Source organism: Sphingomonas sp. 2SG (assembly GCF_005503285.1).
GTDB lineage: Bacteria > Pseudomonadota > Alphaproteobacteria > Sphingomonadales > Sphingomonadaceae > Sphingomonas > Sphingomonas taxi.
On the sequence record NZ_SCMZ01000002.1, the window covers coordinates 40,531 to 62,713 of the forward strand.

25 protein-coding genes are annotated in these 22,183 nt (G+C 64.0%); 13 read left to right on the top strand and 12 right to left on the bottom strand.

The features are described 5' to 3' along the window. Nucleotides 1-2 precede the first annotated feature (2 nt). The 5 genes from FFS23_RS01290 to FFS23_RS01310 form a co-directional block, all read right to left on the bottom strand. Nucleotides 3-1,004, bottom strand: coding sequence for a hypothetical protein (locus FFS23_RS01290; RefSeq protein ID WP_137897102.1), 1,002 nt, complete (start codon nt 1,002-1,004; stop codon nt 3-5). A gap of 119 nt (nt 1,005-1,123) precedes the next feature. Beyond that, a complete protein-coding gene (locus tag FFS23_RS01295; protein ID WP_349303942.1) occupies nt 1,124-1,282 on the bottom strand; it encodes a hypothetical protein in 159 nt (52 codons plus the stop codon). A gap of 134 nt (nt 1,283-1,416) precedes the next feature. Then, nucleotides 1,417-1,680 carry a hypothetical protein gene (locus tag FFS23_RS01300; RefSeq protein ID WP_137897103.1) on the bottom strand — a complete coding sequence of 88 codons (264 nt, stop codon included), beginning with the start codon at nt 1,678-1,680 and terminating at the stop codon, nt 1,417-1,419. 277 nt (nt 1,681-1,957) lie between these two features. Then, a complete protein-coding gene (locus FFS23_RS20680) occupies nt 1,958-2,755 on the bottom strand; it encodes an SUMF1/EgtB/PvdO family nonheme iron enzyme (protein WP_137897104.1) in 798 nt (265 codons plus the stop codon). 489 nt (nt 2,756-3,244) lie between these two features. Next, a complete protein-coding gene (locus FFS23_RS01310) occupies nt 3,245-3,892 on the bottom strand; it encodes a TetR/AcrR family transcriptional regulator (protein WP_137897105.1) in 648 nt (215 codons plus the stop codon). Nucleotides 3,893-3,997: 105 nt separating this feature from the next. Between FFS23_RS01310 and FFS23_RS01315 the strand changes: the two genes are divergently transcribed. From FFS23_RS01315 to FFS23_RS01335, 5 genes are all read left to right on the top strand, one after another. After that, the gene (locus FFS23_RS01315) at nt 3,998-4,297 is read left to right on the top strand and encodes a superoxide dismutase (RefSeq protein ID WP_137897106.1); all 300 of its coding nucleotides are present in this window, start codon (nt 3,998-4,000) and stop codon (nt 4,295-4,297) included. A gap of 134 nt (nt 4,298-4,431) precedes the next feature. Further along, nucleotides 4,432-4,794: a DUF2867 domain-containing protein gene (locus tag FFS23_RS01320; protein ID WP_171009314.1), complete on the top strand. Its 363-nt coding sequence runs from the start codon at nt 4,432-4,434 to the stop codon at nt 4,792-4,794. Nucleotides 4,795-4,910: 116 nt separating this feature from the next. Then, nucleotides 4,911-5,414, top strand: a complete 504-nt coding sequence (locus FFS23_RS01325) for a nuclear transport factor 2 family protein (protein ID WP_137897108.1) — start codon at nt 4,911-4,913, stop codon at nt 5,412-5,414. A 49-nt stretch (nt 5,415-5,463) separates the two neighbouring features. Next, entirely contained in the window at nt 5,464-6,231 is a 768-nt protein-coding gene (locus FFS23_RS01330) for a helix-turn-helix transcriptional regulator (protein WP_137897109.1), read from the top strand. Next, the gene (locus FFS23_RS01335; protein ID WP_137897110.1) at nt 6,232-6,603 is read left to right on the top strand and encodes a DUF1330 domain-containing protein; all 372 of its coding nucleotides are present in this window, start codon (nt 6,232-6,234) and stop codon (nt 6,601-6,603) included. It begins immediately after the preceding gene. A gap of 179 nt (nt 6,604-6,782) precedes the next feature. Here FFS23_RS01335 and FFS23_RS01340 read toward each other — a convergent pair whose 3' ends face one another. From FFS23_RS01340 to FFS23_RS01370, 7 genes are all read right to left on the bottom strand, one after another. Further along, a complete protein-coding gene (locus FFS23_RS01340) occupies nt 6,783-8,318 on the bottom strand; it encodes an alpha/beta hydrolase family protein (protein ID WP_137897111.1) in 1,536 nt (511 codons plus the stop codon). Nucleotides 8,319-8,345: 27 nt separating this feature from the next. Then, complete coding sequence (locus tag FFS23_RS01345) at nt 8,346-8,999, bottom strand: hypothetical protein (RefSeq protein WP_137897112.1); 654 nt, start codon at nt 8,997-8,999, stop codon at nt 8,346-8,348. Then, nucleotides 8,996-9,268, bottom strand: a complete 273-nt coding sequence (locus tag FFS23_RS01350) for a PadR family transcriptional regulator (protein WP_137897113.1) — start codon at nt 9,266-9,268, stop codon at nt 8,996-8,998. The genes FFS23_RS01345 and FFS23_RS01350 overlap by 4 nt, the downstream gene beginning before the upstream one ends. 371 nt (nt 9,269-9,639) lie before the next feature. After that, entirely contained in the window at nt 9,640-10,170 is a 531-nt protein-coding gene (locus tag FFS23_RS01355) for a Ros/MucR family transcriptional regulator (RefSeq protein WP_137897114.1), read from the bottom strand. Nucleotides 10,171-11,262: 1,092 nt separating this feature from the next. Beyond that, nucleotides 11,263-11,514: a DUF1622 domain-containing protein gene (locus FFS23_RS01360; protein WP_212742887.1), complete on the bottom strand. Its 252-nt coding sequence runs from the start codon at nt 11,512-11,514 to the stop codon at nt 11,263-11,265. Between the two features lie 253 nt (nt 11,515-11,767). Next, a complete protein-coding gene (locus tag FFS23_RS01365) occupies nt 11,768-13,132 on the bottom strand; it encodes a L,D-transpeptidase family protein (protein WP_249340467.1) in 1,365 nt (454 codons plus the stop codon). Between the two features lie 539 nt (nt 13,133-13,671). After that, nucleotides 13,672-14,562, bottom strand: coding sequence for a helix-turn-helix domain-containing protein (locus FFS23_RS01370; protein WP_137897116.1), 891 nt, complete (start codon nt 14,560-14,562; stop codon nt 13,672-13,674). A 125-nt stretch (nt 14,563-14,687) separates the two neighbouring features. Between FFS23_RS01370 and pobA the strand changes: the two genes are divergently transcribed. The 8 genes from pobA to pcaF are packed head-to-tail and all read left to right on the top strand — an operon-like array spanning nt 14,688 to nt 22,157. After that, nucleotides 14,688-15,887, top strand: coding sequence for a 4-hydroxybenzoate 3-monooxygenase (pobA, locus tag FFS23_RS01375; RefSeq protein WP_137897117.1), 1,200 nt, complete (start codon nt 14,688-14,690; stop codon nt 15,885-15,887). Beyond that, nucleotides 15,884-16,594 carry a CoA transferase subunit A gene (locus FFS23_RS01380; protein ID WP_137897118.1) on the top strand — a complete coding sequence of 237 codons (711 nt, stop codon included), beginning with the start codon at nt 15,884-15,886 and terminating at the stop codon, nt 16,592-16,594. The genes pobA and FFS23_RS01380 overlap by 4 nt, the downstream gene beginning before the upstream one ends. Then, nucleotides 16,594-17,241: a 3-oxoacid CoA-transferase subunit B gene (locus tag FFS23_RS01385; protein ID WP_137897119.1), complete on the top strand. Its 648-nt coding sequence runs from the start codon at nt 16,594-16,596 to the stop codon at nt 17,239-17,241. Before FFS23_RS01380 ends, FFS23_RS01385 begins: the two co-directional genes overlap by 1 nt. After that, nucleotides 17,238-17,951, top strand: coding sequence for a protocatechuate 3,4-dioxygenase subunit beta (gene pcaH, locus FFS23_RS01390; protein WP_137897120.1), 714 nt, complete (start codon nt 17,238-17,240; stop codon nt 17,949-17,951). Before FFS23_RS01385 ends, pcaH begins: the two co-directional genes overlap by 4 nt. After that, complete coding sequence (gene pcaG / locus FFS23_RS01395; RefSeq protein WP_137897121.1) at nt 17,944-18,636, top strand: protocatechuate 3,4-dioxygenase subunit alpha; 693 nt, start codon at nt 17,944-17,946, stop codon at nt 18,634-18,636. The genes pcaH and pcaG overlap by 8 nt, the downstream gene beginning before the upstream one ends. Continuing rightward, nucleotides 18,633-19,772, top strand: coding sequence for a lyase family protein (locus FFS23_RS01400; protein WP_249340468.1), 1,140 nt, complete (start codon nt 18,633-18,635; stop codon nt 19,770-19,772). The genes pcaG and FFS23_RS01400 overlap by 4 nt, the downstream gene beginning before the upstream one ends. Before the next feature lie 13 nt (nt 19,773-19,785). Beyond that, nucleotides 19,786-20,958, top strand: coding sequence for a bifunctional 3-oxoadipate enol-lactonase/4-carboxymuconolactone decarboxylase PcaDC (gene pcaDC / locus FFS23_RS01405; RefSeq protein ID WP_249340469.1), 1,173 nt, complete (start codon nt 19,786-19,788; stop codon nt 20,956-20,958). Continuing rightward, nucleotides 20,955-22,157, top strand: coding sequence for a 3-oxoadipyl-CoA thiolase (pcaF, locus tag FFS23_RS01410; RefSeq protein WP_137897124.1), 1,203 nt, complete (start codon nt 20,955-20,957; stop codon nt 22,155-22,157). The genes pcaDC and pcaF overlap by 4 nt, the downstream gene beginning before the upstream one ends. The last annotated feature ends 26 nt before the right edge of the window (nt 22,158-22,183 follow it).

The window sequence follows — 22,183 nt, forward strand, 5'->3', positions numbered from 1 at the left end:
GGTCACTTCGGCGCGGAAACAAGTGATGCCAACTCCGCATAGTCGCTGTAGAAATATTCCCCTTCCGACCCACTCAGCTTGGGCTTGTATGGCGCCCTTGGGATCGTCCGCTTCGTTTGGTAGTCCTCGATGCTCAGAGAGCGGAAGAAATCCCCGTCCATGTAGAGGTCGTGAGGATCGTGATCCCCGTTCCTGATCGCCTTCCTCGCGGCCTCATCGATGAGCATGATCTGCGCGAAGGGTAGGCCCAGGCTGTTGAGGCAGATGTGGTTGTGGCTTGGGGAGATGTGGAGCAGGGCATCGTCGTAGTATTCGTTCGATCCCGATGCGAACACCGCATAGACATCTAGACCGAGAGTGTCCCTGAAGACCTCCCGGACTTCGGCGAACAGCTCGATCAGCTTTTCCGGGGCATAATTGTAGGCGCCCTTGTCGAACATCCCAACCATCCAGTTCGTTTTAAGCAGTAGGCTGTCCGCGAACGAGATGAATGAGATGTCGGGATGTGCGGCCGCCAACGTATCGAGCCTGTCACGCAGTGCGATGAGCTTGCCCGTCTCGAGCCTGCCGTTCTGGAGTTCGTCACCCATCGCGACCACGTCGATCATCGCGAACAGGGAGTTGCTACGCAGGTGCACCATCTCGAGCCAGTCGCCTTTGACGAAGACGGTTGGCTTGCCGTCGTATTTGTGGACTTCGACGCACTGCACGATCTTGGTCAGCGGAAGCACGATCTTCAATTCGTGGAAGCGTTCGTGGGTGTTCGGATACCAGGAGATTTCCAACCCGTGCGTCAGCTGACGTATGACCGACGCCGGCATGATATATCCCACGTCGTAGGGACTGGCTGAGGGGCTGGCGCCACCGCTCTCTTCGTCCAAGGCATCGTTGATCAGCCAAGCCTGCTCCCACTCAAGGAGATACTTCTCATCCATCAGGGCGATGTCTGGATCGATCGGCAGATCCTCTGGGTCGTATGTGTCGAAAAGGCCGCTGCTGAACATCCTGGATCCCGCCTGTTAGATTGACGGAGACCGGACGAGACATCCACCCTCCGCCAGGGCTGCCCAGATGCCTCATGGCGACCGTATCCGCTAGGTCGCTCTGGCGTGCGAGGTTCCCGTCATCGGAAATCCCTCGTCCTGACCTTGATGCCCTCGACTGGCTCGCCGGGGATGATGCCCGATCCCAACCGCAGGTCAGGGATGCAGATGTCGCGCGCACCCTTGCCGAGATGGTGCTCGGCGGGGTCGCGCGGCTCCGGGCCCATGCCGTGCTTCACCACGTCGGCGCGACTGACTCGGTAGACGTCGGCGACGTCAGCGCTTCCGCCGACGCTGGCGAGTAGTTGTGGGTCGCCCGTGTAGCTCGCTCGCTGTGACAGGAAAAACTGTTAGCTGCTTAATTTGCGGCAATTCAAAACCAACTGGCGCCGGGAACCTCGCTCGTACCCCTGACCGCTACGAACTCGACGTCACCGATCTTCATCCTGCCCCATCCACCTTGAGGATCGATCGCATTGAGCCGATCGATCAACGCACGCCATTGCTGGCCGGCGCTTGACGAAGGAACGGCATGAATCACCGGCGCGTCTGGCGCACAGCGGGCTTGCAACTTACGACTCATGGCAAGTGCGTGAGCGAGGCCATCAGCCCATGCGTCGAAGTCCGCTTCATCCACGTTGAATTACCTCTGCTTTACAATAGACACTGCTACGCTCGCGCACCGAGATGAACAGGCGTCCGCTTCCGGACGACGGCAAGATGCACCTGAACGGCTGTTTGTGGGTCGTGGACGCCACGGCTCGATCCGGAAATGTTATACCTGAAAGCACGAACGTAACTTAGCTTATCGTCCTCACGGCCAATAGCTCGACGTAGTGCGCCCCAATCGCCGTTTCAAAAGTGGCCTGCTCCTTCAGCCTGTGCGCGACGATTACCGCCAGGTCAGTGTGGCTTCAGGGCGCCGGTGCATGCAACAGGGGAGCGGCAAGCCTAAATCCAACAGTCCTCATCGGGAGGCCACATACAGAGTGCCTGACAGCACGAAAGTCATTGGGAATTTCCCTGCCGCTGTTGCGCTCAACGCCATATCCCCCCAGCCCTGTGATAAGCAGAACATCCGGCTGTTCTTTTCCGCATCTTTCGAGCTGTCGCCCTGTCAAAGGGTGGAGGTTGGATAGTAACTCATCAGCGTTGCCCTCGAGGTCGAATATCCCTTCTGAGGTAGGAGTTCCGCTCCCCACAACTTGAACCATGGCCTCGCGAACTGCCGCCCGTGGATCCGTTTTCACCACGGAGGCAGCTGCTGCCCTTTCTATCGAAGACCAAAGGCGCGGCTGTACATTTCGAGCAGCGTACTGCCACTCGTGCAGCGTAGGAAGGCGATAAGATGAATTGGTACTGCGGTTAAGCCAGGCAATATAGCATCTTACATGAATTGCACCAATTCCCGTTACTGGGTAATTGTCCCGGATACGTGGGTCGTCGGCTTTTATAGCATCTGGACCTTGATCAAAGACCGGGCTCGGCATCGGGCAGCGTGCTTGATCGACGGACTGAAGGTACTGCCTCCATGTCACTTCATAAGTCGATATCCTAAAACCGGCGGAAGTAGCGGTATCGCCACGAAGGATCACCATTTGCGGAAGGGTCGGTTTGCGATTATTCGCAGGCATCACCTTTGCACAGACGCACGGCGACACCATCATAGCAATGATGCAGTTGGCTGCGGCGCTGAGCTGCGACTTTCTCATGGCCAGTCGCTTACCTCTGCCCAGTTAAAACTGGATTGACCGGAAGCTTTATAGATCCGGTCGCGATCCGATACCCTATTGAGAGGCGGCAGCGTCGCGCAATGTCGGCTACCGTGACTCGGCTCCCGCGAAAGCCGCCGGGCCGCTTTCCCCAAATCGTGACATTCGTCAGGGGATGTCTGGGTGGCAAGCTGGTCATTCGCATCGATGAACGAGCGTCCGAAATTGGGGAGCAGGAAGGGTGGGCTGAGTGTCCACTTGTGGGTCAGTTCACCGCCAATGGGTTGATAGGGTAGGCGATGAGCTCGGTACTTGAGCGAGCAAATCTGCGAGCGCTTGTAGCTGCCGGCGGATAGAGTTGGCAGCTGGCCACTCGGCATGCGTCAGCCTCGAGTGGAGACGCCGCTAGGGTCGCCGCGCTCTCTGAGACCGGTGCACGACGACGCCGAGCGCATCGCGCAGCAGTCGGAACGGGGTTGCTTTCTGGTCTCATTCACATTCTGAGCGCGCCGGTTTACCTACCGATTTGCGTTGCTCGACCTGGACCCCCAGCAGGATCGCCAGAGCGACCTCCCGCGCGCACGCGGCGAGTTCATCGTCAGCGAGCTCGCCGGCGGTCCAGAACGACAGCACGCCGCGAAATCCGAAGGCGAGCTGTCTCGGAAGGGAGCGGACCGCCTGCTCGCGTCTGGCAGGCGCGCGGCCGTTGATCGTGCCGAGCGCCAGCGACCAGTATGCCTCGGAGCGTACTAAAGCCGAGCCAGCCCCCCGGCTGGCAGTGCCGAGCCACCCCATCACCGATCGGTTCACTACCGGCTCTTCGATCATGACCGAAGCCGCCGTGTCGACCGCCACGAGTACCCGATCCAGCGGACTACGGGGCTGCGCGCCCTCCCTAAAGCGCAAGTCCATTAGCTCGACTCGCTTTGCGGAGATCGCGTGCATGATCGCCGCCTTGCTGCCGAACTGGTTGAACGGCGTCGCGAAGCTGACCCCGGCTTCCGCCGCGAGATCGCGCATCGAGAACTCTGCCTTGCCTTGACGCAGCAGCCGCTCCGCCGCGTCAATCACACGCTGGCGTACCGGCTCGCCACGTTGCGGAGCGACCGACGATCCTCGTGCCTTGCGCTCTGTCATCAGCTTCCTATATCATGATACACATGACACGTCGAGGCGGGTGCCTGAGACACGTTGTTGGGCTCGGCGAGCTTCGCTGCCTATGCACCTTTTGGGAGATTGCCCATGAAATTTCTTGTCCTGCTCACTCCTAGTTCCGGCAAGACCCTCGACGACTTCAAGCCGCACATGGTGCCGGAGATCGAGGCGGTCTGGGCATCTTATCTCGGCGACGAGCTGCGCGAGTTCTACTTCTCCAGCGAGCCGCAGGTGGTCACACTGATCTACGAGCTGCCCTCAATTGCAGCGGTTCACCGGGCAATCGACGCACTGCCGATGGTGGAGGTCGGGCTGCTCGACCGCCGGGTCGTCCATCTCGGCCCGTTCCATCAGATCGCCGCTCTGTTCGCCAAGCCAGGCGCCTGACGTGCTCGGCATTTGGGCCGTCCGACGCGTCGAGCCTCCTCCTGCCAGCGCGATCAGCGGCTGGTACGCGGGCGCGGACCTGCTCGACAGCTATGGTGTCGAGGTGGCGACCGATGGTGCGACGATGCGGGCGATTGCTGATCGCGCACTCGGCGCCGCCATACTGGTCCAGGGCACTGGTCGCGGTGTGCGACGCCGCGGTCGTACCGTTCGGCGCGCGGACGTCCGGCGAGCTGCGCCGCGCGCGACCGGACCCTACGCGCGTCGACTTCTTCCCAATCCTGAGCGAAAGCCCTGACGAGATCGTGCTTGGGGAGGACGACCATCACCTCGACTTCCGGCTGTCGCTCCTGCGCCAGGTCGGACCGCATGGGTCGATGTTGACCGCCACCACCGCGGTTCGCACGCACAATCGGCTCGGTCGCCTGTACCTCCGCGCGATCCATCCATTTCACATCCTCATTGCCCGCGCGACGGTGGCCCGAGCGGCCGCCTGACGCTGGACAAGGCGCGGTGCCTAGCCCGTCTCTGTGCACATTCCTGACAATTCCTGACAGGGCGCTGATCTAGCGCGCTGGAGTCCGTCCTACCGACAACGTGCCGAGGATAGCCCGTGATCGTGCCAAATTTGCTTCTAGGGAACCGCGCCCTTGGCGTCGCCATGATGGCAAACGTGATACTTCTGCCGAGCTCTGCCTACGCGCAGCAGGTCCAGCAAACTACTAGGAAAAACCCGATGGTAGTTACGAAACGACAGGCCTGGGATCTGTACGCCAAGCTTCACACTGCCTGGAACTCGGAGTCGCTCGACGAGCGTAGGCGGATTGCTGCGGAAGTTCTCGATGAGAACATCGAATATCAGACTGTGAGGCATGATACGACGATTGGTCGTACGCTGGTCATCGAGGACATGGCCACGTTCCATGAGCGCTTTCCGGGCGGCCACTTCGAGGTTGGCGACGTGTCCGCACACCACAACGTCGCGTTGCTGACCTGGGTGCTTATCCAGGCCGATGGAAAGGAGTTTGCTCGCGGTGGCGATCAGATCACCGTCGGAGACAATGGAAAGATCATCAAGATCACGACGTTCGGCCCGTCGACGAAGACGCCCGACTGATCGCGGCGCGACGCCGCCAAACATCGGAGAGGGCTAAGACCAATAGTCAATGTCGAGAACAAGTCGCCTCTTCGAGCTCATCAACATTCTGCGCGCGCACAGGATGCCGGTCACAGCCGACGATCTCGCTCGGGATCTCGGGATCTCGCCGCGGAGCGTCTACCGTGATATCGAGACGCTGCGGTCGTTGGGAGCGCCGGTCGACGGGCAAGCCGGAATTGGCTTTCGCCTGGGTGACGGCTTCTTCCTGCCTGAGTTTGCCTTGCTGACCGAAGAAATCGACGCGCTCATTCTAGGGCTTGGCTGGGTGCGGCAACGGGCCGATCCGGCATTGGCGCGCAACAGCGAAAGCGCTCTAGCGAAGATCCTTGCCACCACGAGCAGTGCGTTTTTGGGCCACGAGGACCCGCCACCGTTTTTCTCGGCCGCCTCACTATCCCAGCGGATGGATCCGCCACACGTGGCGCAGCTGCGCGACGCGGTTCGCCGGCAGCGGAAGGTGGCGATCAGCTATGAGGACGCCCGTGGCACCGTATCGGAGCGCATCATCTGGCCCATTGCCATCGTGTACTTCGACGACGTCCGTGTCTTGGCGGCTTGGTGCGAAGCAAAGGCGGCCTTCCGACACTTTCGGGTTGATCGCGTGCAGGTGAGCATAATGCTCGACGAGCGATACCCCGGACGGCGCCATGCGCTGGTGAAGAAGTGGCGCCAACAAGATCGGGATTGGCGTGCGATCCTGACAGGTTCTGGCAGTGCCGCAGCCTATCAAAGGGCCGATGCACCGGCAGACGGTGCCAGCTCAAAGGAAGATTGAATGGTTGCCTTCTCTTCTGCCGCTTACGAGGCCTTTATGGCCGAGCATGACGAGACACCCGTCGTCATGCTGAACCTGCTACGGTTCAAGCCGGTCGGCGGCCGGGACCGCTACCTGCAGTATATCGGCATGGCCAAGCCGATCCTCGCGCGTTTCGGCGCACGGATCTTGTTTGGCGGCAAAGGGCTCCCGGTGCTTACCGAGGGCGAGGCCCAGTCGTGGGACGCCGTCGTCCTGGTCCAGTATCCGCGCCGTTCCGCGTTCAACGATATGGTTGCAGATCCCGAGTACCAGAAAGCATTTCAGGTCGGATCGTCGGCGATTACGGACATTGTGCTCCAACCGCTCGAGCCGGACAGCCGCATCATGTGACACGCGGAGGTCGACAAAGATAAGCGCCCGCGCGGTTCGACCTGCACGGGCGGCCGACACTCGGCGTTGTCGGCTTCCAGCCGCGACTGACCCGCCATAAAGCGAACCAATTACTCTGTGGTTTGCGTGCATTCGCGTCAAACGAGGCTTCGTACTCCAGATCAGTGCTACTGTTTGGCTCAGGATGTCGGCTTCGCCTTACCATCCTCAGGACGTTTCAAATGACGGGATAGCCACTCGGTTACGTGCTCCAGCGTGGCGGGATCAGATACCGGCGGCCCGGCATGGATCGGCTTGCCCCCCGGTCCCTTCTCCAGCCGCTGGAAGGCGTGGTTCATCCGCGGCATGATGACCACGGTCGCGTCCGGGTTGCCGCGAAGGGCGTGTGCTGCATCGTCCATGGTTCCCTCCGCCGCCACCACTGTGTCTTCGGCCGCGTAGAGCGCGAGCACCGGCGCCTTCAGGCCTGCCAGCGTCGAGGCGGCAGCGGTCTGCCATTGCGAGAGCAGAACCGGGTGCGCCAGCATGTTCGCCCACCCATTCGCTTCTTCGGCGCTGCGGCCGACGGCCACAATCGTGGCGATCAGCTGGGCACGCAGAGTTGCGAGCTGCCCCGCCGGTTTGCCCGCCGCATGTGCCTCCATGAAGGGACGGGTCGCAGCTAAGATACGGGCGACCGCCTCCTTCGGTAGGCCGCGTTGTGCGAGTTGCACATTCATCGCGTCCAGGAAAAGCGTGCCCTGCTCCCCCGCGGGTGCCGCGAGCATCACGACCGCGGCGATGTCAGGGTCCCTGGCCGCCAAAGCCGGACCGACGACCCCACCTTGGCTGAGGCCGAACAACGCCAAACGCTTCGGATCGAGGTCGACCCGCTTACGCAGCCAAGCGACCGCTGCGGTCGCGTCCTTGATCATTACCTCGTTGGTGTCGAGCAGCGTGCCGGTGGACTGCCCGACGCCGCGCTTGTCATAGCTGAGCGTCGCGATGCCGTTCGCCAGCAGCCGCTGTTCGAGCAATGGGAAGACGCCGCGGGGTGAAGATCCACCGCCGCCCAGCAGCAGGACGATCGGGTAAGAGGCAGCAGCCGTGGCCGGAACCCTCAGCGTTCCGGCCAGCGTGACGCCCGGCTCGGACTGGATCCGAACGTCCTCAGCTATCTGTGTCGGACGGAAATTGGCGAAGGCGTGGTCCATGGCAGCCGCGCTGACCTTGCCTTTCAGGAAAGCGGCTGGGCCAAGCTGCACTCGAGTTGGTACTTGTCCCAATTGCACAGTCAACGACTGCGAGCTTGCCGCCAAAGCACCGGGCGCAACGCCGGTGATGGTGAACTGTCGCCATGCCGGGCCGACATCCATGGTAGTGCTGGCAAGGCCGGCATGCTCGGGTGGTCCACCCTGAATGGCTGCGGGTACGCGGACCGCGCGATCGCTGCGAGCCCAGAACGTCGCCGTGATGCGTTCTTCCGCTTGTAGCGTGACGGGCACGGCCATCCCCGCAGCGCTGGCCCATGGTTCGCCGGCCGTAGTGCGTGGTTCGACCGCAACCGCGTTGCCGCCGGGAACGCCATCTACGCGCTCGAAGGCCGCAGGCGCTCCGTAAGGCTGCCACTGGATCACTTCGACGATCTGCCCCGACTGCGCCTGCAAGGGCGCCGGGAAGACTACCGCGGCCATCGGCAGCGTCATAAAGGCAAGCTGTTTGCGGATGACGACCACGAGAGGTTCTCCTTGTTGAGGTGAAGTTCAGGTGGATGATGCTCTCCGATGGACCGCGGAGCGTGGGTCAGTCTCGCCATACAATTGGCGGAGCAAGGCGACTGCGACCGCCTCGACCACCAATGTCAGGGCGGGCAGCACGAGGCAGGTCTCGTCTTGCACGACCATGCCGGCGAACAGAGCCAGCGTGACCGTTGCCGCCGCACCGAAGCGCTGTGCGGCAGCCGCCCGCGTCCAGTCCCGCTCCGCCGCGAACCAGGCAACCAGGGCGTCGCTCCCAACGCGGAGCATAAGAATCAAGGCGAGCGACGGTATCGCACCAGCGTTGCCGGCGTTTAACCGGGGCACGATCGCTTCGGCTCTTGCGAAGGAGCCAATCGAGTCGGCGTAAGGTGGATGGATGAAAGGATAGCCGACGAGAATGCCGACTAGCAGCAGCGCCGCCGCGGGCAGGATAAGTCCCACGATTATAGTGTAGCTCGTCAAAGTCAGCCGCCCTTCGATGTGAGCCGGCAGCTCGCGCCACGCGGTCGTCAGGCAACCGGTGGCGAAGGGCAGTCCGTCGCCTCCCGCAACTGCCGCGTCGAACTCAGCTTCCATCGCCAGCTTCCAGCTGTGACGATGTGGACCGAGGCTCCTCATCGCTATCGCCATCACTATGCGGGCGAGCAACGCGCTCATGCCGGCGCTCCCACCAAAGCGGAGGGCAGGGCTGCCATCTTCGCTTCACGCGCGAGCGCCAGGCCCTGTGCGGTCAATCGATAGGCATGACGCGGCGGGCGTCCTGGCCCGGTTGGTTTGCGCCATTCGGCCTCGACCAGACGCTGGTCGGTCATACGCATCAGCAACGGGTAGAGCGTACCAGACTTCAGACCCGTGTCCTTCATCAGGTCATATCCGTGGATCCAGCCCGGCGCCTTCTCGAACAGCGAGGCGAGCAGCGCGATCATCTGCGGAGATGGGCGTCGGGTGCGACTCATGGACAAACCATACATATGTAGAGTTAAGGAGGCAAGCTCAGTGCTCTCCCGTTTGCCATGGGTGAATGCGATCTGAAGGCCGGAAGGCCTGCTTACGCTTAGTAGGGACGTCAAATGAACGGGCGTTCGCTTTCGGGATGCCAAGCGGACGACCGGAATGTCGGGATGTGAGTCGAGGCAGGCCACGACGATCGAACGCCGCGAAATCCGTCCCAGACGGTGGCATCTAAATGCATCTTTGGGGTGTGCCGCTGGCAAAACGATAAGGGGATCGCATTCGGCGATCCCCTGTATCATCGGCGTAGCAGCAGCTTCGAGGCTGCAACGTTTGATGGAGAAGGTTACTTCTCTTTGCCGCCGAGGTGAGCCTTGGCCGCTGCCTTAGCGCTGCTGGCTTTCGACCCCTTAGGCTTTGCTTCGCCCTTAGGCGAATTGGTCTGCCCCGGCTTACGGCCTAGACCGATCGTCTTGGCCATCGCACTACGACTTTCGGAGTATGCGGGAGCGACCATCGGATAGTCAGCCTTGAGGCTATAGCGAGTCCGATATTCGTCCGGGGTCATGCCGTTAGTTGCGAGGTGACGCCGCAAGGTCTTGTAAGGCTTGCCGTCGATCATAGAGATAATGTGTTCGCGCGAAGCGAGCGACTTACGAGCCGTAGTCGCTGGGGTGTATTCTTGCGCCTGTTCGGCTTCACCGCCTGCGGCGCCACCCGCCGCTAAGGCGTTCACCGTCTCATGCATCTTGGCCAAGAAAGCCGGAACGTCATCAGCACTGACTCGATTATTCGAATTGCTGAGCCATGCAACGGTCAACTCCGTTGCGAGTTCTACAGAACTTACACCTAGCTCGACTTGATCCTGATCAGACAACTTCTTGCTCCTTTGGTTTGCTGGTGATACACCGATACCGCATCTATACAACAGGACAAGAGTCTCTTGTACTGCTGCTGGTGCCGCGCTCAACTTAGCGCAAAATAATTGTCCATCGCTTTGGCACGCTCAAGCAGTCATGTCAGCTATCCCCATTTCACGCGCGTCGTTCAGCTAGAGCTGCCGTCGCGCGCCTGCAGTTTCCGTGATGAACGAATGGCGAAAGTTATGAACGGGGACGGCGACGTGGAATGACCGCAACTGGGTCTTATCAGCAAAGAAGTAGGTCGGCTATTCTCGATTGTTGCCGCTTGACGGGTAGTGCGGCATACCCAAAGCCAGTCACTCGATCATAGGCGCCATGATGATGCTGATGGATGGAGGAATATTGGTATGCCATTGCTCTGGCTCATAGGCCTTCAGGCTGCGGCAACCTGGAGTCCTCCCGCTCAGGCGGCATGGTTAGGGGAAAAGCCTCCTATCGAAGTCGGCTTGCATGCGCCTACCTTGTCCATGCGGGGGGAGGCGCCCATTGAGGTCGATCTTACCGCCAAAGACGACACCTTTGCGGTATCACCGTTTCTGCAACCCACGCGGGGCATCGCGTTTGAGGTCATTTCGGAAGACGGTCAACCAGTCGCGCCTGCCGAGCCGATGGCAGGCTCACCGCCACCGCCTCCTTTAGAGACAAAGGAGCTGACGAAGATATCAGTCGCATCGCCTTACCGTGTCCTCACTCACGAAAGCGCAAAAACGAATTTCCCAAGAGCAGGTCGATACAAGCTGAGAGCCCGGATATTTCTATTCAATTTCCCGTCCGAGCCAGTCCGTTATGCCCAAGTAGTATCGGATACGATCACGGTGAACGTCACTAAGTAGAACACAACCGTGACACTCGTGACGGTGGCCTTTGTTGTACAGCGTCTGAAAAGCCGGCCGGCCGCTATCGAACGAAACGGCGGCATTGGTCAGTGAATGTCTGGAGTTGCAAGCTAGTCATTCTCGTTGACGAACGAGCGTCTGCATTTGGAAAGTGGGAAGGGTAGGCTTAACGTCCACTTATGGGTCATCCGGGCGATAATATGCGCCTGATCAATCTTTCTGATCGCTGTCGTATGGCGCTTCCGGTGCTGATTGTCCTTTCTGCCACGGCCAGCGCCCGTCTATCTCGACTTTGAGCGAGAAGCTTAGAAAGGTCCTGATCAGGACGATGCTGGCTAAGACGAGCAGGCTCTCGATCGTCGGCTCAACCGCCACCGTGTTTATGATGTCTGCCGCGACCAAGAACTCCAATCCGAGCAGGATCGAGCGGCCAAGACCCGAGCGGAAGTTGGCAACCAGCAATCCCGGCTCGTCGCGCCTTTGACCATTCCGATCAGGAAGGCCGCGAGCGTCCCGAATGCGCCCACAACAATGATTGCCGTGCCGACAATCTCAACGCGCTTGTCGCCAGGTGAATCCAGCCGCTTTCGCTCGTTATCAGGCGCTCAATGCCGTAACGGCATCGGCCGCACAAATCGCTGCGTGAGCTCAGTCATCGCAAGGGTCACCGAGTGTACAAACTGGGCCGGTAATCGAGCGTTGAAGGATGGCTAGATCACGGTCCCTCGTCGCTGGCACGCGTCTCAACCCGCAAAGCCTTGCCAGCCTTGAAGCCCAGCGCGGCGCCAACGCGGTCGTCCCAACCATAGGGATCGTTGCGCACAATCGGCTCGCCCGCGTCGTCGAACAACACCGTCTGGTAAAGCATCCTCACCGGGATCTGCTTGGGCAGCTTGACGAACGTCTCCTTGCCCGTGCCGCGCGCTTGATGCCATTGATCGGTCATGCCTTCGTCGCGCGCCAGTATTTCGGCGAAGCCGAGCGCGTCGTCGACCCGGACGCAACCGTGACTACGCTGCCGCTGGACCATACCAAACAGCTGTTTGGCAGGCGTATCATGCAAGTAGATTGCCTGATCGTTAAGCATGTCGAACTTGACAAGACCGAGCGAGTTCTTCGGTCCCGGCTGCTGTACCAGCCAGCCATCCTTGCGCGCGATATTGTTGGCCTTAAGATAGGCAGCGCCCTTCGCCGCCGTTTCGCCCTCGATCGAGCGCGGGATCGTCCAGGTCGGGTTGGCGACCAGGCGGAAGATCGGCGAGCCAAGTTGCGGCGTCTCGCGGTCGGGTTCGCCTACCACGACCTTGCGGCTGTCGACGATCTTGCCATCACGCCAATAGGTCAATCGTGCCGCAGCGAGATTAACGTCGATGCGCGTGGCGGGCGGCGTACGCTCAAGCCAGCGTAGCCGCTCCATCGCTATCGCTACCGCGCGCGCGCGATCGATATCAGACATGTTGAGGATCGCGAGTGCCGCGCTGCCAATAACGCCATCAGGCTTCATGCCGTAGTCGGCTTGCATCTCCTGCACCGCCTTAACCATAGCGGGCGTGTAGCGATCGCCCTGTGCCGCTCCCTGATCCAAATAGTCGAGGATCACTAGTTCACGCGCAATCGTCGCGATGCGCGGATCAGTGGCACCGGGCTTGATCGCCTCGCCGGTGACAGGTATCGCCGGAGTCGGCGAGCCGGGTTGCTGACGTAGTGCAAGATAGGCCTTGGACAGACGCTGGTAGTTCTGGTCGGCAGGCGCGAGGTCGGCAAGCCAGCCCTTCACGTTGTTTGCGACCAAAGCGGTAGCAAGCCCCGCGCGCAGATCCGGGTTAGGACGCGGTACGGTGTACTCGTCGTACAATTTGGTCGGGTCGGTCGCGCCGTGTGCTAGGGCTGAAGCGTAGGCGAGCGCCTGCTTCGTGATGCCTGCCTCGTCACTTGCGTCACTGGCGAATGACATCTGATCGAGCCCGTGCACCGCCCGCGCATCGATTGCCTGGCGCAACTGCGCGCGGGTATCTTTGGTCCACTGCGCCGGTACGGCGGGTTCGCTCGTATTTGCAGTTGTTGATTGATTGTCGGGCACCACATTGACGCTGCATCCCGCTAGGAGCAACGCGGCTGCCGATAATTTGCCCCACTGTGCGTGCACGCGTGCCCCCTGTCGTTACGATACCAGAACGCGCACGCTTGCCGTCTGCTCCCGCACAGCGCGCGCGGCCTCTGTCAACATCTTCAGGTGTTAGTGCAAGCCAACTAAAATCTTATCCCATCTATGAGCTCGCGAGCTGGGGGACGGTTGATCCACCGCGGTCGAGGTTAACGAACGGCAGAAAGCGGCGAGCGGGGAGGCAGCCTCGAATGTCGGCTTTTGGGTCTCCGCAGCCGCTGATCGAGCGACGGCGCACGCCTAATCTCGGCTGCCCACGGGGAATGTCGCGTATCCCAAACGAAAAATTGCGGCGTTCCCCTGTTGCCGTCTCCACAAGTTCGCCTGGGTACACGCTAACGTCCACAACCGGGCCTCGCCTGATTGCCGATAGCACCTTCGTCCTGGCCCGTTGGGCGAGGGTAGAGGCTTGAGTTCAGGAAGATATCCGGCACACCGCCAGTTAACGGCTACGATCAGGTCTCCGGCAAATTCAATGCATTCGCACGGCGGTAGCGAAGCGGTGAGCGGCCGGCGTGGCGGGTAAAGAAGCGAGTAAAATAGGCCGGGTCGGCGAAACCCAGCGCATAGCCGATCTCCGCCACCGAGAGGTTGGAATAGAGCAGGGCGCGGCGCGCCTCCAGCATCGCGCGCTGGTCGAGCATCGCCGCGGGCGAGCGGCCGGCGATCCGCGCGCAGGCGACGCGTAGGCTCGTCTCGCTCGTGCCGAGCGCGGCGACATGCGCGGCGATGCTCTCGCGCCGTCGGAAGCGATCCTCGATCCGGGCGCGGAAGCGGGCGACGAGGCCGGCATGCTGGCCCGGCGCAGGCGCGGCGGCGGCATCGTCGCCCGGCAGCAGGCGCAGCGCGGCGACGAGCATAGCGAGCAGCGCCGCCTCGACCGCGACATGATGGCCGGCGGCGGACCAGGCGAGCTCCTGGCGCAGCGTCGCCATCGCCTGCGTCAGCTGCGCCGCGACGGTGGCGTCGGGGGTCAGCGCCTGCGACCGGTCGAACACCGGCGCGATATCGGGATGACGCGCGACGAGATCCTTGAGAAAGGTGCGCGCGAGCGTCAGCACCCAGCCCGCCGATTCGCTCGTCCAATGGAAGCCATGGACGACGCCGGCGGGGATCAGCAGCAGCGCCGGCGCGTCGAAGCGCATCGCCGCATCCTCCGCCTGCATCGCGCCGCCGCCCGATCCGATCAGGAACATCTGTACGAGATCGGCATGAGCATGCGGACGGATCGTCCATTCGCTCGGCCGCGAGCGATCGTCGAGCTGTTCGACATGGATAAAGCCATCCGCAACCGCACGATGGGGCTCGCCGTAGAGATAGAAGCTAGGCACCGGATTGATCGCCATGGCGGCAGCATAGCGCATGCGCTGGATAATCCAAGATTTCGGCTGGCGGCGACATGGCCCGCACCGCCACGGCCGCACACCTTGGCGGCACGACGGCGTGCAAGGGCCGCAGAGAGGATGGACGGATGCGCACACAGGTTGCGATCATCGGGGCAGGACCGGCGGGGATGTTCCTCGCGCATCTGCTGCGCCGCGAGGGCATCGAGGCGATGGTCTTCGAACGGCGCGACCGCACCTATGTCGAAGGACGGGTGCGCGCCGGCGTGCTCGAACAGGTCACCGTCGATCTGATGCATCGGCTCGGCCTCGCCGGGCGGTTGCATCGTGAGGGGCTGGTGCATGGCGGCACCAATTTGTCGCTCGACGGGCGTCTGTTCCGCATCGACATGGCGGCGTTGACCGGTGGATCGACCGTCACCGTCTACGGCCAGCAGGAGGTGATGCGCGACCTGTTCGATGCCGCCGAGGCCGACGATCTGCCGATCGTGTGGAACGCCGAGGATGTCGCACTCGCCGGGATCGACGACGAACGGCCGACGGTGTCGTGGCGCACGGACGGCGTCGAGCACGAGGTGACGTGCGATTACATCGTTGGCTGCGACGGCTATCACGGCATCAGCCGGGCGGCGATTCCGCCTGAGGTGCTGAAGACGTTCGAGCGCGTCTATCCGTTCGGCTGGCTCGGCATCCTCGCCGACGTGCCGCCAGCGGATCACGAATTGATCTACGCCAATCACGAACGCGGCTTCGCGCTCGCCTCGATGCGATCGACGACGCGCAGCCGCTATTACATTCAGTGTGGACTCGACGAGGATATCGCCGACTGGCCGGACGACCGTTTCTGGGACGAACTCTGCTTGCGGCTCGGCCCCGATACGGCAGCCAAGGTGACGCGCGGGCGGTCGTTCGAGAAGTCGATCGCGCCGTTGCGCTCGTTCGTGTCGGAGCCGATGCGCTGGGGGCGGCTGTTCCTCGCTGGTGACGCCGCGCATATCGTACCGCCGACCGGTGCCAAGGGGATGAACCTCGCGGTGTCGGACGTGACGATGCTCGGCGAGGCGTTCGCGCTCCACTACAAACAGGGCTCGGCCGCAGGGCTCGACGGCTATTCGGCTCGGGCGCTGGCGCGAGTGTGGAAGGCGGAACGCTTCTCGTGGTGGTTTACCTCGGTAACCCACCGGTTTCCGACAATGGACGGCTTCGACCGGCGTATTCAGATGGCGGAGCTGGACTATATTCGTGGCTCGGAGGCTGCGCAGCGGACGCTCGCCGAGAATTACGTCGGCCTGCCGCTCACTGGCGGGATCAGCAGCGAGGCGGTATGAAGAACAAGATCTACGACAGTCCGGCGGCGGCGCTCGACGGGCTGCTGTTCGACGGGATGACGATCATGTCGGGCGGCTTCGGCCTGTCGGGCAATCCCGAGAGCCTGATCCCGGAGGTGCGTGCGAGCAGAGTGCGCAACCTGACCGTCATCTCGAACAATGCCGGCGCCGACGGCTTTGGCTTGTGGATGTTGCTCGAGACGCGGCAGATTGCCAAGATGATCTCCAGCTATGTCGGCGAGAACAAGCTGTTCGAGCAGCAATATCTGTCGGGTGAGCTGGCGCTGGAGCTGACCCCGCAGGGCACGCTCGCCGAGCGGATCCGCGCCGGCGGCGCCGGCATCCCGGCCTTCTACACCAAGACCGGCGTCGGCACCGTCGTCGCCGAGGGCAAGCCGGTCGAAACGTTCGCGGGCGAGGACTATGTGCGCGAGACGTGGCTGCGCGCCGATCTGTCGATCATCAAGGCGTGGCGCGCCGATCCGGCGGGCAATCTGATGTTCCGCAAGACTGCGCGCAACTTCAACCCGAACATGGCGACCGCGGGCATGGTGACGGTTGTCGAGGTCGAGGAGATTGTACCCGCCGGCAGTTTGGATCCCGACTGCATTCATACGCCTGGCATCTTCGTTGATCGCATCGTCCGGTCGACGATCAACGAGAAGCGGATCGAGAAGCTGACCGTGCGCGAAGCGGAGACGATGTGATGGGTTGGACCCGCGAACAGATGGCGGCACGCGCTGCGCAAGAGCTGGAGGACGGCTTCTACGTCAACCTCGGCATCGGCATCCCGACCTTGGTGGCGAATTATGTGCCCGACGGCCTCGACGTGACGTTGCAGTCGGAGAACGGCATGCTCGGCATCGGCCCGTTCCCGATGCGCGACGCCGTCGACCCCGATTTGATCAACGCCGGCAAGCAGACGATCACCGCACTGCCGACGTCGAGCTTCTTTTCCTCCGCCGACAGTTTCGCGATGATCCGCGGCGGTCATATCGACATGGCGGTGCTCGGCGCGATGGAGGTGAGCGTAGCTGGCGACATCGCCAATTGGACGATTCCGGGCAAGATGGTGAAGGGGATGGGCGGGGCGATGGACCTAGTTGCCGGGGTTAAGCGCGTCGTCGTGGTGATGGATCACGCCAACAAGGCCGGCGAGGCGAAGATCCTGCCCGCCTGCACGCTGCCGCTGACCGGGCGGGCGTGCGTCGACCTGATCATCACCGATCTGTGCGTAATTGCCTGCGACAAGCCGGGGCTGCGGCTGATCGAACTTGCGCCCGGCGTGACGGTGGACGAGGTGCTCGCGCGGACGGCGGCGCCGGTCGTGGTGGCGGAAGGATTGGCGGCATGACCGACGTCCGCCCCTATGCGCGCGACGATGCGGGCGCGCCGCCGTTGCTGTTCCCCGACTATCGCTCCACCGTGCTGCGCGCGCCCGCGCTGCCGCCGGTCCGTGCGCCGCAGACGCTGACCGAAACGACTGGGCCGGGCGGCAGCTGGGAACGGCTGATGGGACCGGCGCTCGCCGACCTGACCACGCAGCATCGCGGTACGCCGATCGGCCAGCGGATCGTCGTGTCGGGCCGGGTGCTCGACGAAGAGGGGCGACCGGTGCCGGACACCGCGATAGAAATCTGGCAGGCCAATGCTGCCGGTCGCTACGTTCATGCACGCGATCAGTGGGATGCGCCGCTCGATCCCCATTTCACCGGCGCTGGCCGGGTCGTCACCGATGCGGAGGGTCGCTATCGCTTTGTGACGGTGCGGCCGGGAGCCTATCCGTGGGGCAACCACACCAATGCGTGGCGGCCGGCGCACATCCATCTGTCGCTGCTCGGCCCGGCGTTCGCGACGCGACTGGTGACGCAGCTTTATTTCCCCGACGATCCTTTGATCGAAATCGATCCGATCGCTAACGCGGTGCCGATGCCCTATCGCCAGCGGCTCGTCAGCCGCTTCGATATCGCGACGACCGTGCCCAATTGGGCGCTCGGCTATATGTTCGACATCGTGCTGAAGGGGCGCGCGCAGACGCCGTTCGAGGAGGATCATCATGACTGACCTCGAAACGCGCGAGCCCGCGCCGCGGCAGGACAATCGCAACCCGGCGCTGTTCGGCCAGACGCCGAGCCAGACGGTGGGTCCATTCTTCCATTACGGTCTGCCGTGGAAAGGCGGCGCCGACCTCGTCGGCCAGTCCGAGATGGGCGCACGGCCCGACCTATTCGCCGAGGAGCATTGGCTTCTCAACCTGTCGTCGCCGACCGGTACGCCGCAAGGCGAAGTGATCGAGATTGCCGGCCGCGTGCTCGATGCCGAAGGCGCACCGGTGGTCGATGCGATGCTCGAGATCTGGCAGGCCAATGCTGCCGGCCGTTACCATGCGCTGGACGACGATCGTGGCGACGTGCCGATCGATCCGCATTTCATCGGCTTCGGCCGCGCCGCGGTCGATGCCGAGGGGGGGTACCGGTTCCGCACCATCCTGCCGGGGCGGGTGCCGGGGCCGGGCGACAGCTTGCAGGCGCCGCATATCGCTGTGTCGGTGTTCGGGCGCGGGCTGATCAAGCGGCTGGCAACGCGGCTCTATTTCGAGGGCGCGGCAGGCAATGACGAGGACCCGGTGCTCGCCTGCGTTCCCGTCGAACGGCGTGGCACGCTTATCGCGCAGCGGACCGGCGAGGGCAAATGGTGGCTCGACCTGCGTCTTGCCGGCGCCGACGAGACGGTGTTCTTCGACCTGTGAGCCTGCTCCGCACCCGCCCGGTTGCCACGCCGGCGATGATCGCGACGTTTGACGATGACGCGACGATCGCCGCGACGCTGGCGTTCGAGAGCGCATTGGCGGCGGCGCAGGCGGCGGCGGGGGTGATCCCCGCGGAGGCTGCGGCCGAGATCGCGGCGGCGGTGTCGACGCTGCACATCGACCCTGCGACGCTCGCCCAACGGGCGGCGCTGGCAGGAACGCTGGCGATCCCGCTCGTCGCGACGTTGCGGGCGCAGGTCGACGGCGAGGCGGCGGCGGCGCTCCACCGCGGCGCGACCAGCCAGGACGTCGCGGACAGTGCGCTGATGATGCAGGTGCGCCGCGCCGGCACGCTGCTGCTCGCCGATGTTGCGCGCGTCACCACGGCGCTGGCGCCGCTCGCCCGCGCTCATGCCACGACGCCGGCGATCGGGCGGACCTTGCTGCAGGACGCGCAGCCGATCGGCTTCGGGCTGCGGCTGGCGCAATGGCATGCCGGGATCGCCGCGGCGGCGGCGCGGGTGTCGCGCGAGGTCGCGGCGAAGGCGGCATTGCAATGGGGTGGCGCGGCGGGCAACCGGCCCGATCAGGCGGGGCAGGCGGATGCGGTCGCCGCCCGGCTTGCAGCGACGCTCGGGCTGGCCGAGGCGCCGCCGTGGCATGCGCGGCGCGAGGGGCTGGCGGGCATCGCCGCGGCGGTCGGCATCCTGATCGGTGCGCTGGGCAAGATGGCGCGCGACGTCGCACTGCTCGCGCAGAACGGCATCGGTGAGGCGCGCGAACCTGCGGTCGCCGGGCGCGGCGGATCGTCCGCGATGGCGCACAAGCGCAACCCGACCGGCTGCCAGATCGCGCTGTCCGCCACGACGCGAGCGCCCGGGCTGGTCGCGGGCATCCTCGCCGCGCTGCCGGCGGAGGAGGAGCGCGGCCTCGGCGGCTGGCAGGCGGAAGGGCCCATGCTGGTCGACCTGTTCCTGCTCGCCTCCGGTGCGGCGGAGGCGATGGCGGGCGTCGCCGAGGGGCTGGAGATCGACGGTGAGGCGATCGCGCGCAACCTTGCTGCGGCGGGGCAAGGGGGCGACATCGGCGACAGCGTGACGCTGGTCGAGGCGCTGCTCGACATGGGGAAGGACTGATATGCCGTTTGCGATGCGGGACGGGGTGCGGCTCTACTGGCGGCTCGACGGCGACGATGCCGCGCCGCCGCTGGTGCTGCTCAATTCGATCGGAACCGACATGACCTTGTGGGACGGCTGCGTCCCCGCGCTCGCCGCCCGGTTTCGCTTGCTGCGGATCGATACGCGTGGTCATGGCGCCTCCGACGCGCCGGACGGCGACTATGACCTGCCGATGCTCGCCGCGGATGTGATTGCAGTGATGGAGGACGCCGGGATCGATCACGCCGTGGTCGCCGGCGTTTCGCTCGGCGGGATGATCGCAATGCAGCTCGCGCTCGACCATGCCGAGCGGGTCACGGAGCTGGCGCTGATCTGCACCTCGGCGACAATGGACGCGGCGGCTTGGGACGATCGCATCGCCATTGTGCGACGCGACGGCACCGCGGCGATCGCCGACCTGGCGATGGATCGCTTTCTATCGACCGACTTTGTCGCGACGCATCCGGTGGAGGCGGCGTCGCTGCGCCGCGGGCTGCTCGCGATGGCGGACGCGGGCTATGCCGGCGCGGGCGCGGCGATCCGCGACATGGCGGTGATCGACCGGCTGCCCGGCCTGACGCTGCCGGTACTGGTGGTGGCGGGCGACAGCGACCGCTCGACGCCCTTCGCCGGCCATGGGGAGCGCATTGCCGCAGCGATCCCGCACAGCGAAACAGTGAACCTCGCCGTCGGCCACCTCGCACCGGTCGAGGCGCCGCAGGCGCTGGCGGGCGCTCTGATCGCCTTCCTGACCCGCGACGCGGCCAAGGATGCGGCGGCGGCGACGCTGTTCGAGGCCGGGCTGATCAATCGCCGCCGCGTGCTCGGCGACGCCTGGGTCGATGCCTCGCTTGCCAAGCGCACCGACTTCACCGCCGATTTCCAGGCGATGATCACGCGAATCGCCTGGGGCGAAATCTGGGGACGCCCCGGTCTCGACGAGGCGACGCGCCGGCTGCTGGTGGTGGCGATCACCGCGAGCCTCGGCCGCTGGGAGGAATTCGGTCTGCACGTCCGCGCCGGCCTGTCAGGCGGCGGCTTCACCCGCGATGCGCTGAAGGAGGTGCTGATGCAGACCGCCATCTACGCCGGCGTACCCGCCGCCAACACCGCCTTCGCCGAAGCGGGCCGCATCATCGCCGAACTGGAAGGGGCCCATTCGTGACTGACGCCTTTATTTGCGACGCCATCCGCACGCCGGTCGGGCGCCTCAACGGCGGGCTTTCGACCATCCGCGCCGACGATCTCGCCGCGCTGCCGATCAAGGCGCTGATCAAACGCAACGCCGGGGTCGACTGGGCGGCGGTGGACGATTGTATCCTCGGCTGCGCCAATCAGGCGGGCGAGGACAATCGCAACGTTGCGCGGATGGCGGCGCTGCTCGCCGGGCTGCCGCCGGAGGTGCCCGGCGCCACCGTCAACCGCCTGTGCGGATCGGGGCTCAACGCGATCGGCATCGCTGCGCAGGCGATCCGCAGCGACGATGCCGCGCTGATTGTCGCCGGCGGCGTCGAGCAGATGACGCGTGCGCCCTATGTGCTCGGCAAGGCGGCGACACCGTTCGATCGTGCGCAGAAGATCGAGGACACGACGCTCGGCTGGCGCTTCGTCAACCCCGCGATGCGCCACGCCTATGGCGTCGATTCGATGCCGGAGACCGCCGAGAACGTCGCCACCGACTGGCAGGTGAGCCGCGAGGATCAGGATGCCTTTGCGCTCGCCAGCCAGACCAAGGCTGCGGCGGCGCAGGCGAACGGCCGCTTCGCCGCGGAGATCGTCCCGGTGATGGTGGCGCAGCGCAAGGGCGATCCGGTCGCCTTCGCGGTCGACGAGCATCCGCGCGCAACCAGCGCCGAGGCGCTGGCGAAGCTCAAGCCGGTCGTCCATGCCGACGGCACCGTCACCGCGGGTAACGCCTCCGGCCTCAATGACGGTGCGGCGGCGCTGCTAGTCGCCTCGGCGGCGGCGGCGCAGGCGCACGGCCTCGTGCCGCGCGCGCGGGTGATCGCAATGGCCGCGTCGGGCGTGGCGCCGCGGGTGATGGGGATCGGGCCGGTCGAGTCGGTGCGCAAGGTGCTGCGCCGGGGCGGCGTGACGCTCGATCAGATCGACGTGATCGAGCTCAATGAGGCGTTCGCGGCGCAGGCGATCGCGGTGCTGCGCGATCTTGGCGTCGATCCTGCCGATCCGCGCGTCAACCCGAACGGCGGCGCGATCGCGCTTGGCCATCCCCTTGGCATGTCGGGCGCGCGGATCACGATGACCGCGGTCGAGCAATTGCAGCGTGATGGCGGCCGCTACGGCCTCGCCTGCATGTGCGTCGGCGTCGGCCAGGGCATCGCGCTGCTCTTCGAGCGGGTCTGACGCCGCGACGGGCGGTCCGCCGTCTT

Coding starts and splice junctions, on each gene's coding strand:
- FFS23_RS01290 (WP_137897102.1), bottom strand. CDS start 1,004: ATGTTCAGCAGCGGCCTTTTCGACACATACGACCCAGAGGATCTGCCG.
- FFS23_RS20680 (WP_137897104.1), bottom strand. CDS start 2,755: ATGAGAAAGTCGCAGCTCAGCGCCGCAGCCAACTGCATCATTGCTATG.
- FFS23_RS01310 (WP_137897105.1), bottom strand. CDS start 3,892: ATGACAGAGCGCAAGGCACGAGGATCGTCGGTCGCTCCGCAACGTGGC.
- FFS23_RS01315 (WP_137897106.1), top strand. CDS start 3,998: ATGAAATTTCTTGTCCTGCTCACTCCTAGTTCCGGCAAGACCCTCGAC.
- FFS23_RS01330 (WP_137897109.1), top strand. CDS start 5,464: ATGTCGAGAACAAGTCGCCTCTTCGAGCTCATCAACATTCTGCGCGCG.
- FFS23_RS01335 (WP_137897110.1), top strand. CDS start 6,232: ATGGTTGCCTTCTCTTCTGCCGCTTACGAGGCCTTTATGGCCGAGCAT.
- FFS23_RS01345 (WP_137897112.1), bottom strand. CDS start 8,999: ATGAGCGCGTTGCTCGCCCGCATAGTGATGGCGATAGCGATGAGGAGC.
- FFS23_RS01350 (WP_137897113.1), bottom strand. CDS start 9,268: ATGATCGCGCTGCTCGCCTCGCTGTTCGAGAAGGCGCCGGGCTGGATC.
- FFS23_RS01370 (WP_137897116.1), bottom strand. CDS start 14,562: ATGGCGATCAATCCGGTGCCTAGCTTCTATCTCTACGGCGAGCCCCAT.
- pobA (WP_137897117.1), top strand. CDS start 14,688: ATGCGCACACAGGTTGCGATCATCGGGGCAGGACCGGCGGGGATGTTC.
- FFS23_RS01380 (WP_137897118.1), top strand. CDS start 15,884: ATGAAGAACAAGATCTACGACAGTCCGGCGGCGGCGCTCGACGGGCTG.
- FFS23_RS01385 (WP_137897119.1), top strand. CDS start 16,594: ATGGGTTGGACCCGCGAACAGATGGCGGCACGCGCTGCGCAAGAGCTG.
- pcaH (WP_137897120.1), top strand. CDS start 17,238: ATGACCGACGTCCGCCCCTATGCGCGCGACGATGCGGGCGCGCCGCCG.
- pcaG (WP_137897121.1), top strand. CDS start 17,944: ATGACTGACCTCGAAACGCGCGAGCCCGCGCCGCGGCAGGACAATCGC.
- pcaDC (WP_249340469.1), top strand. CDS start 19,786: ATGCGGGACGGGGTGCGGCTCTACTGGCGGCTCGACGGCGACGATGCC.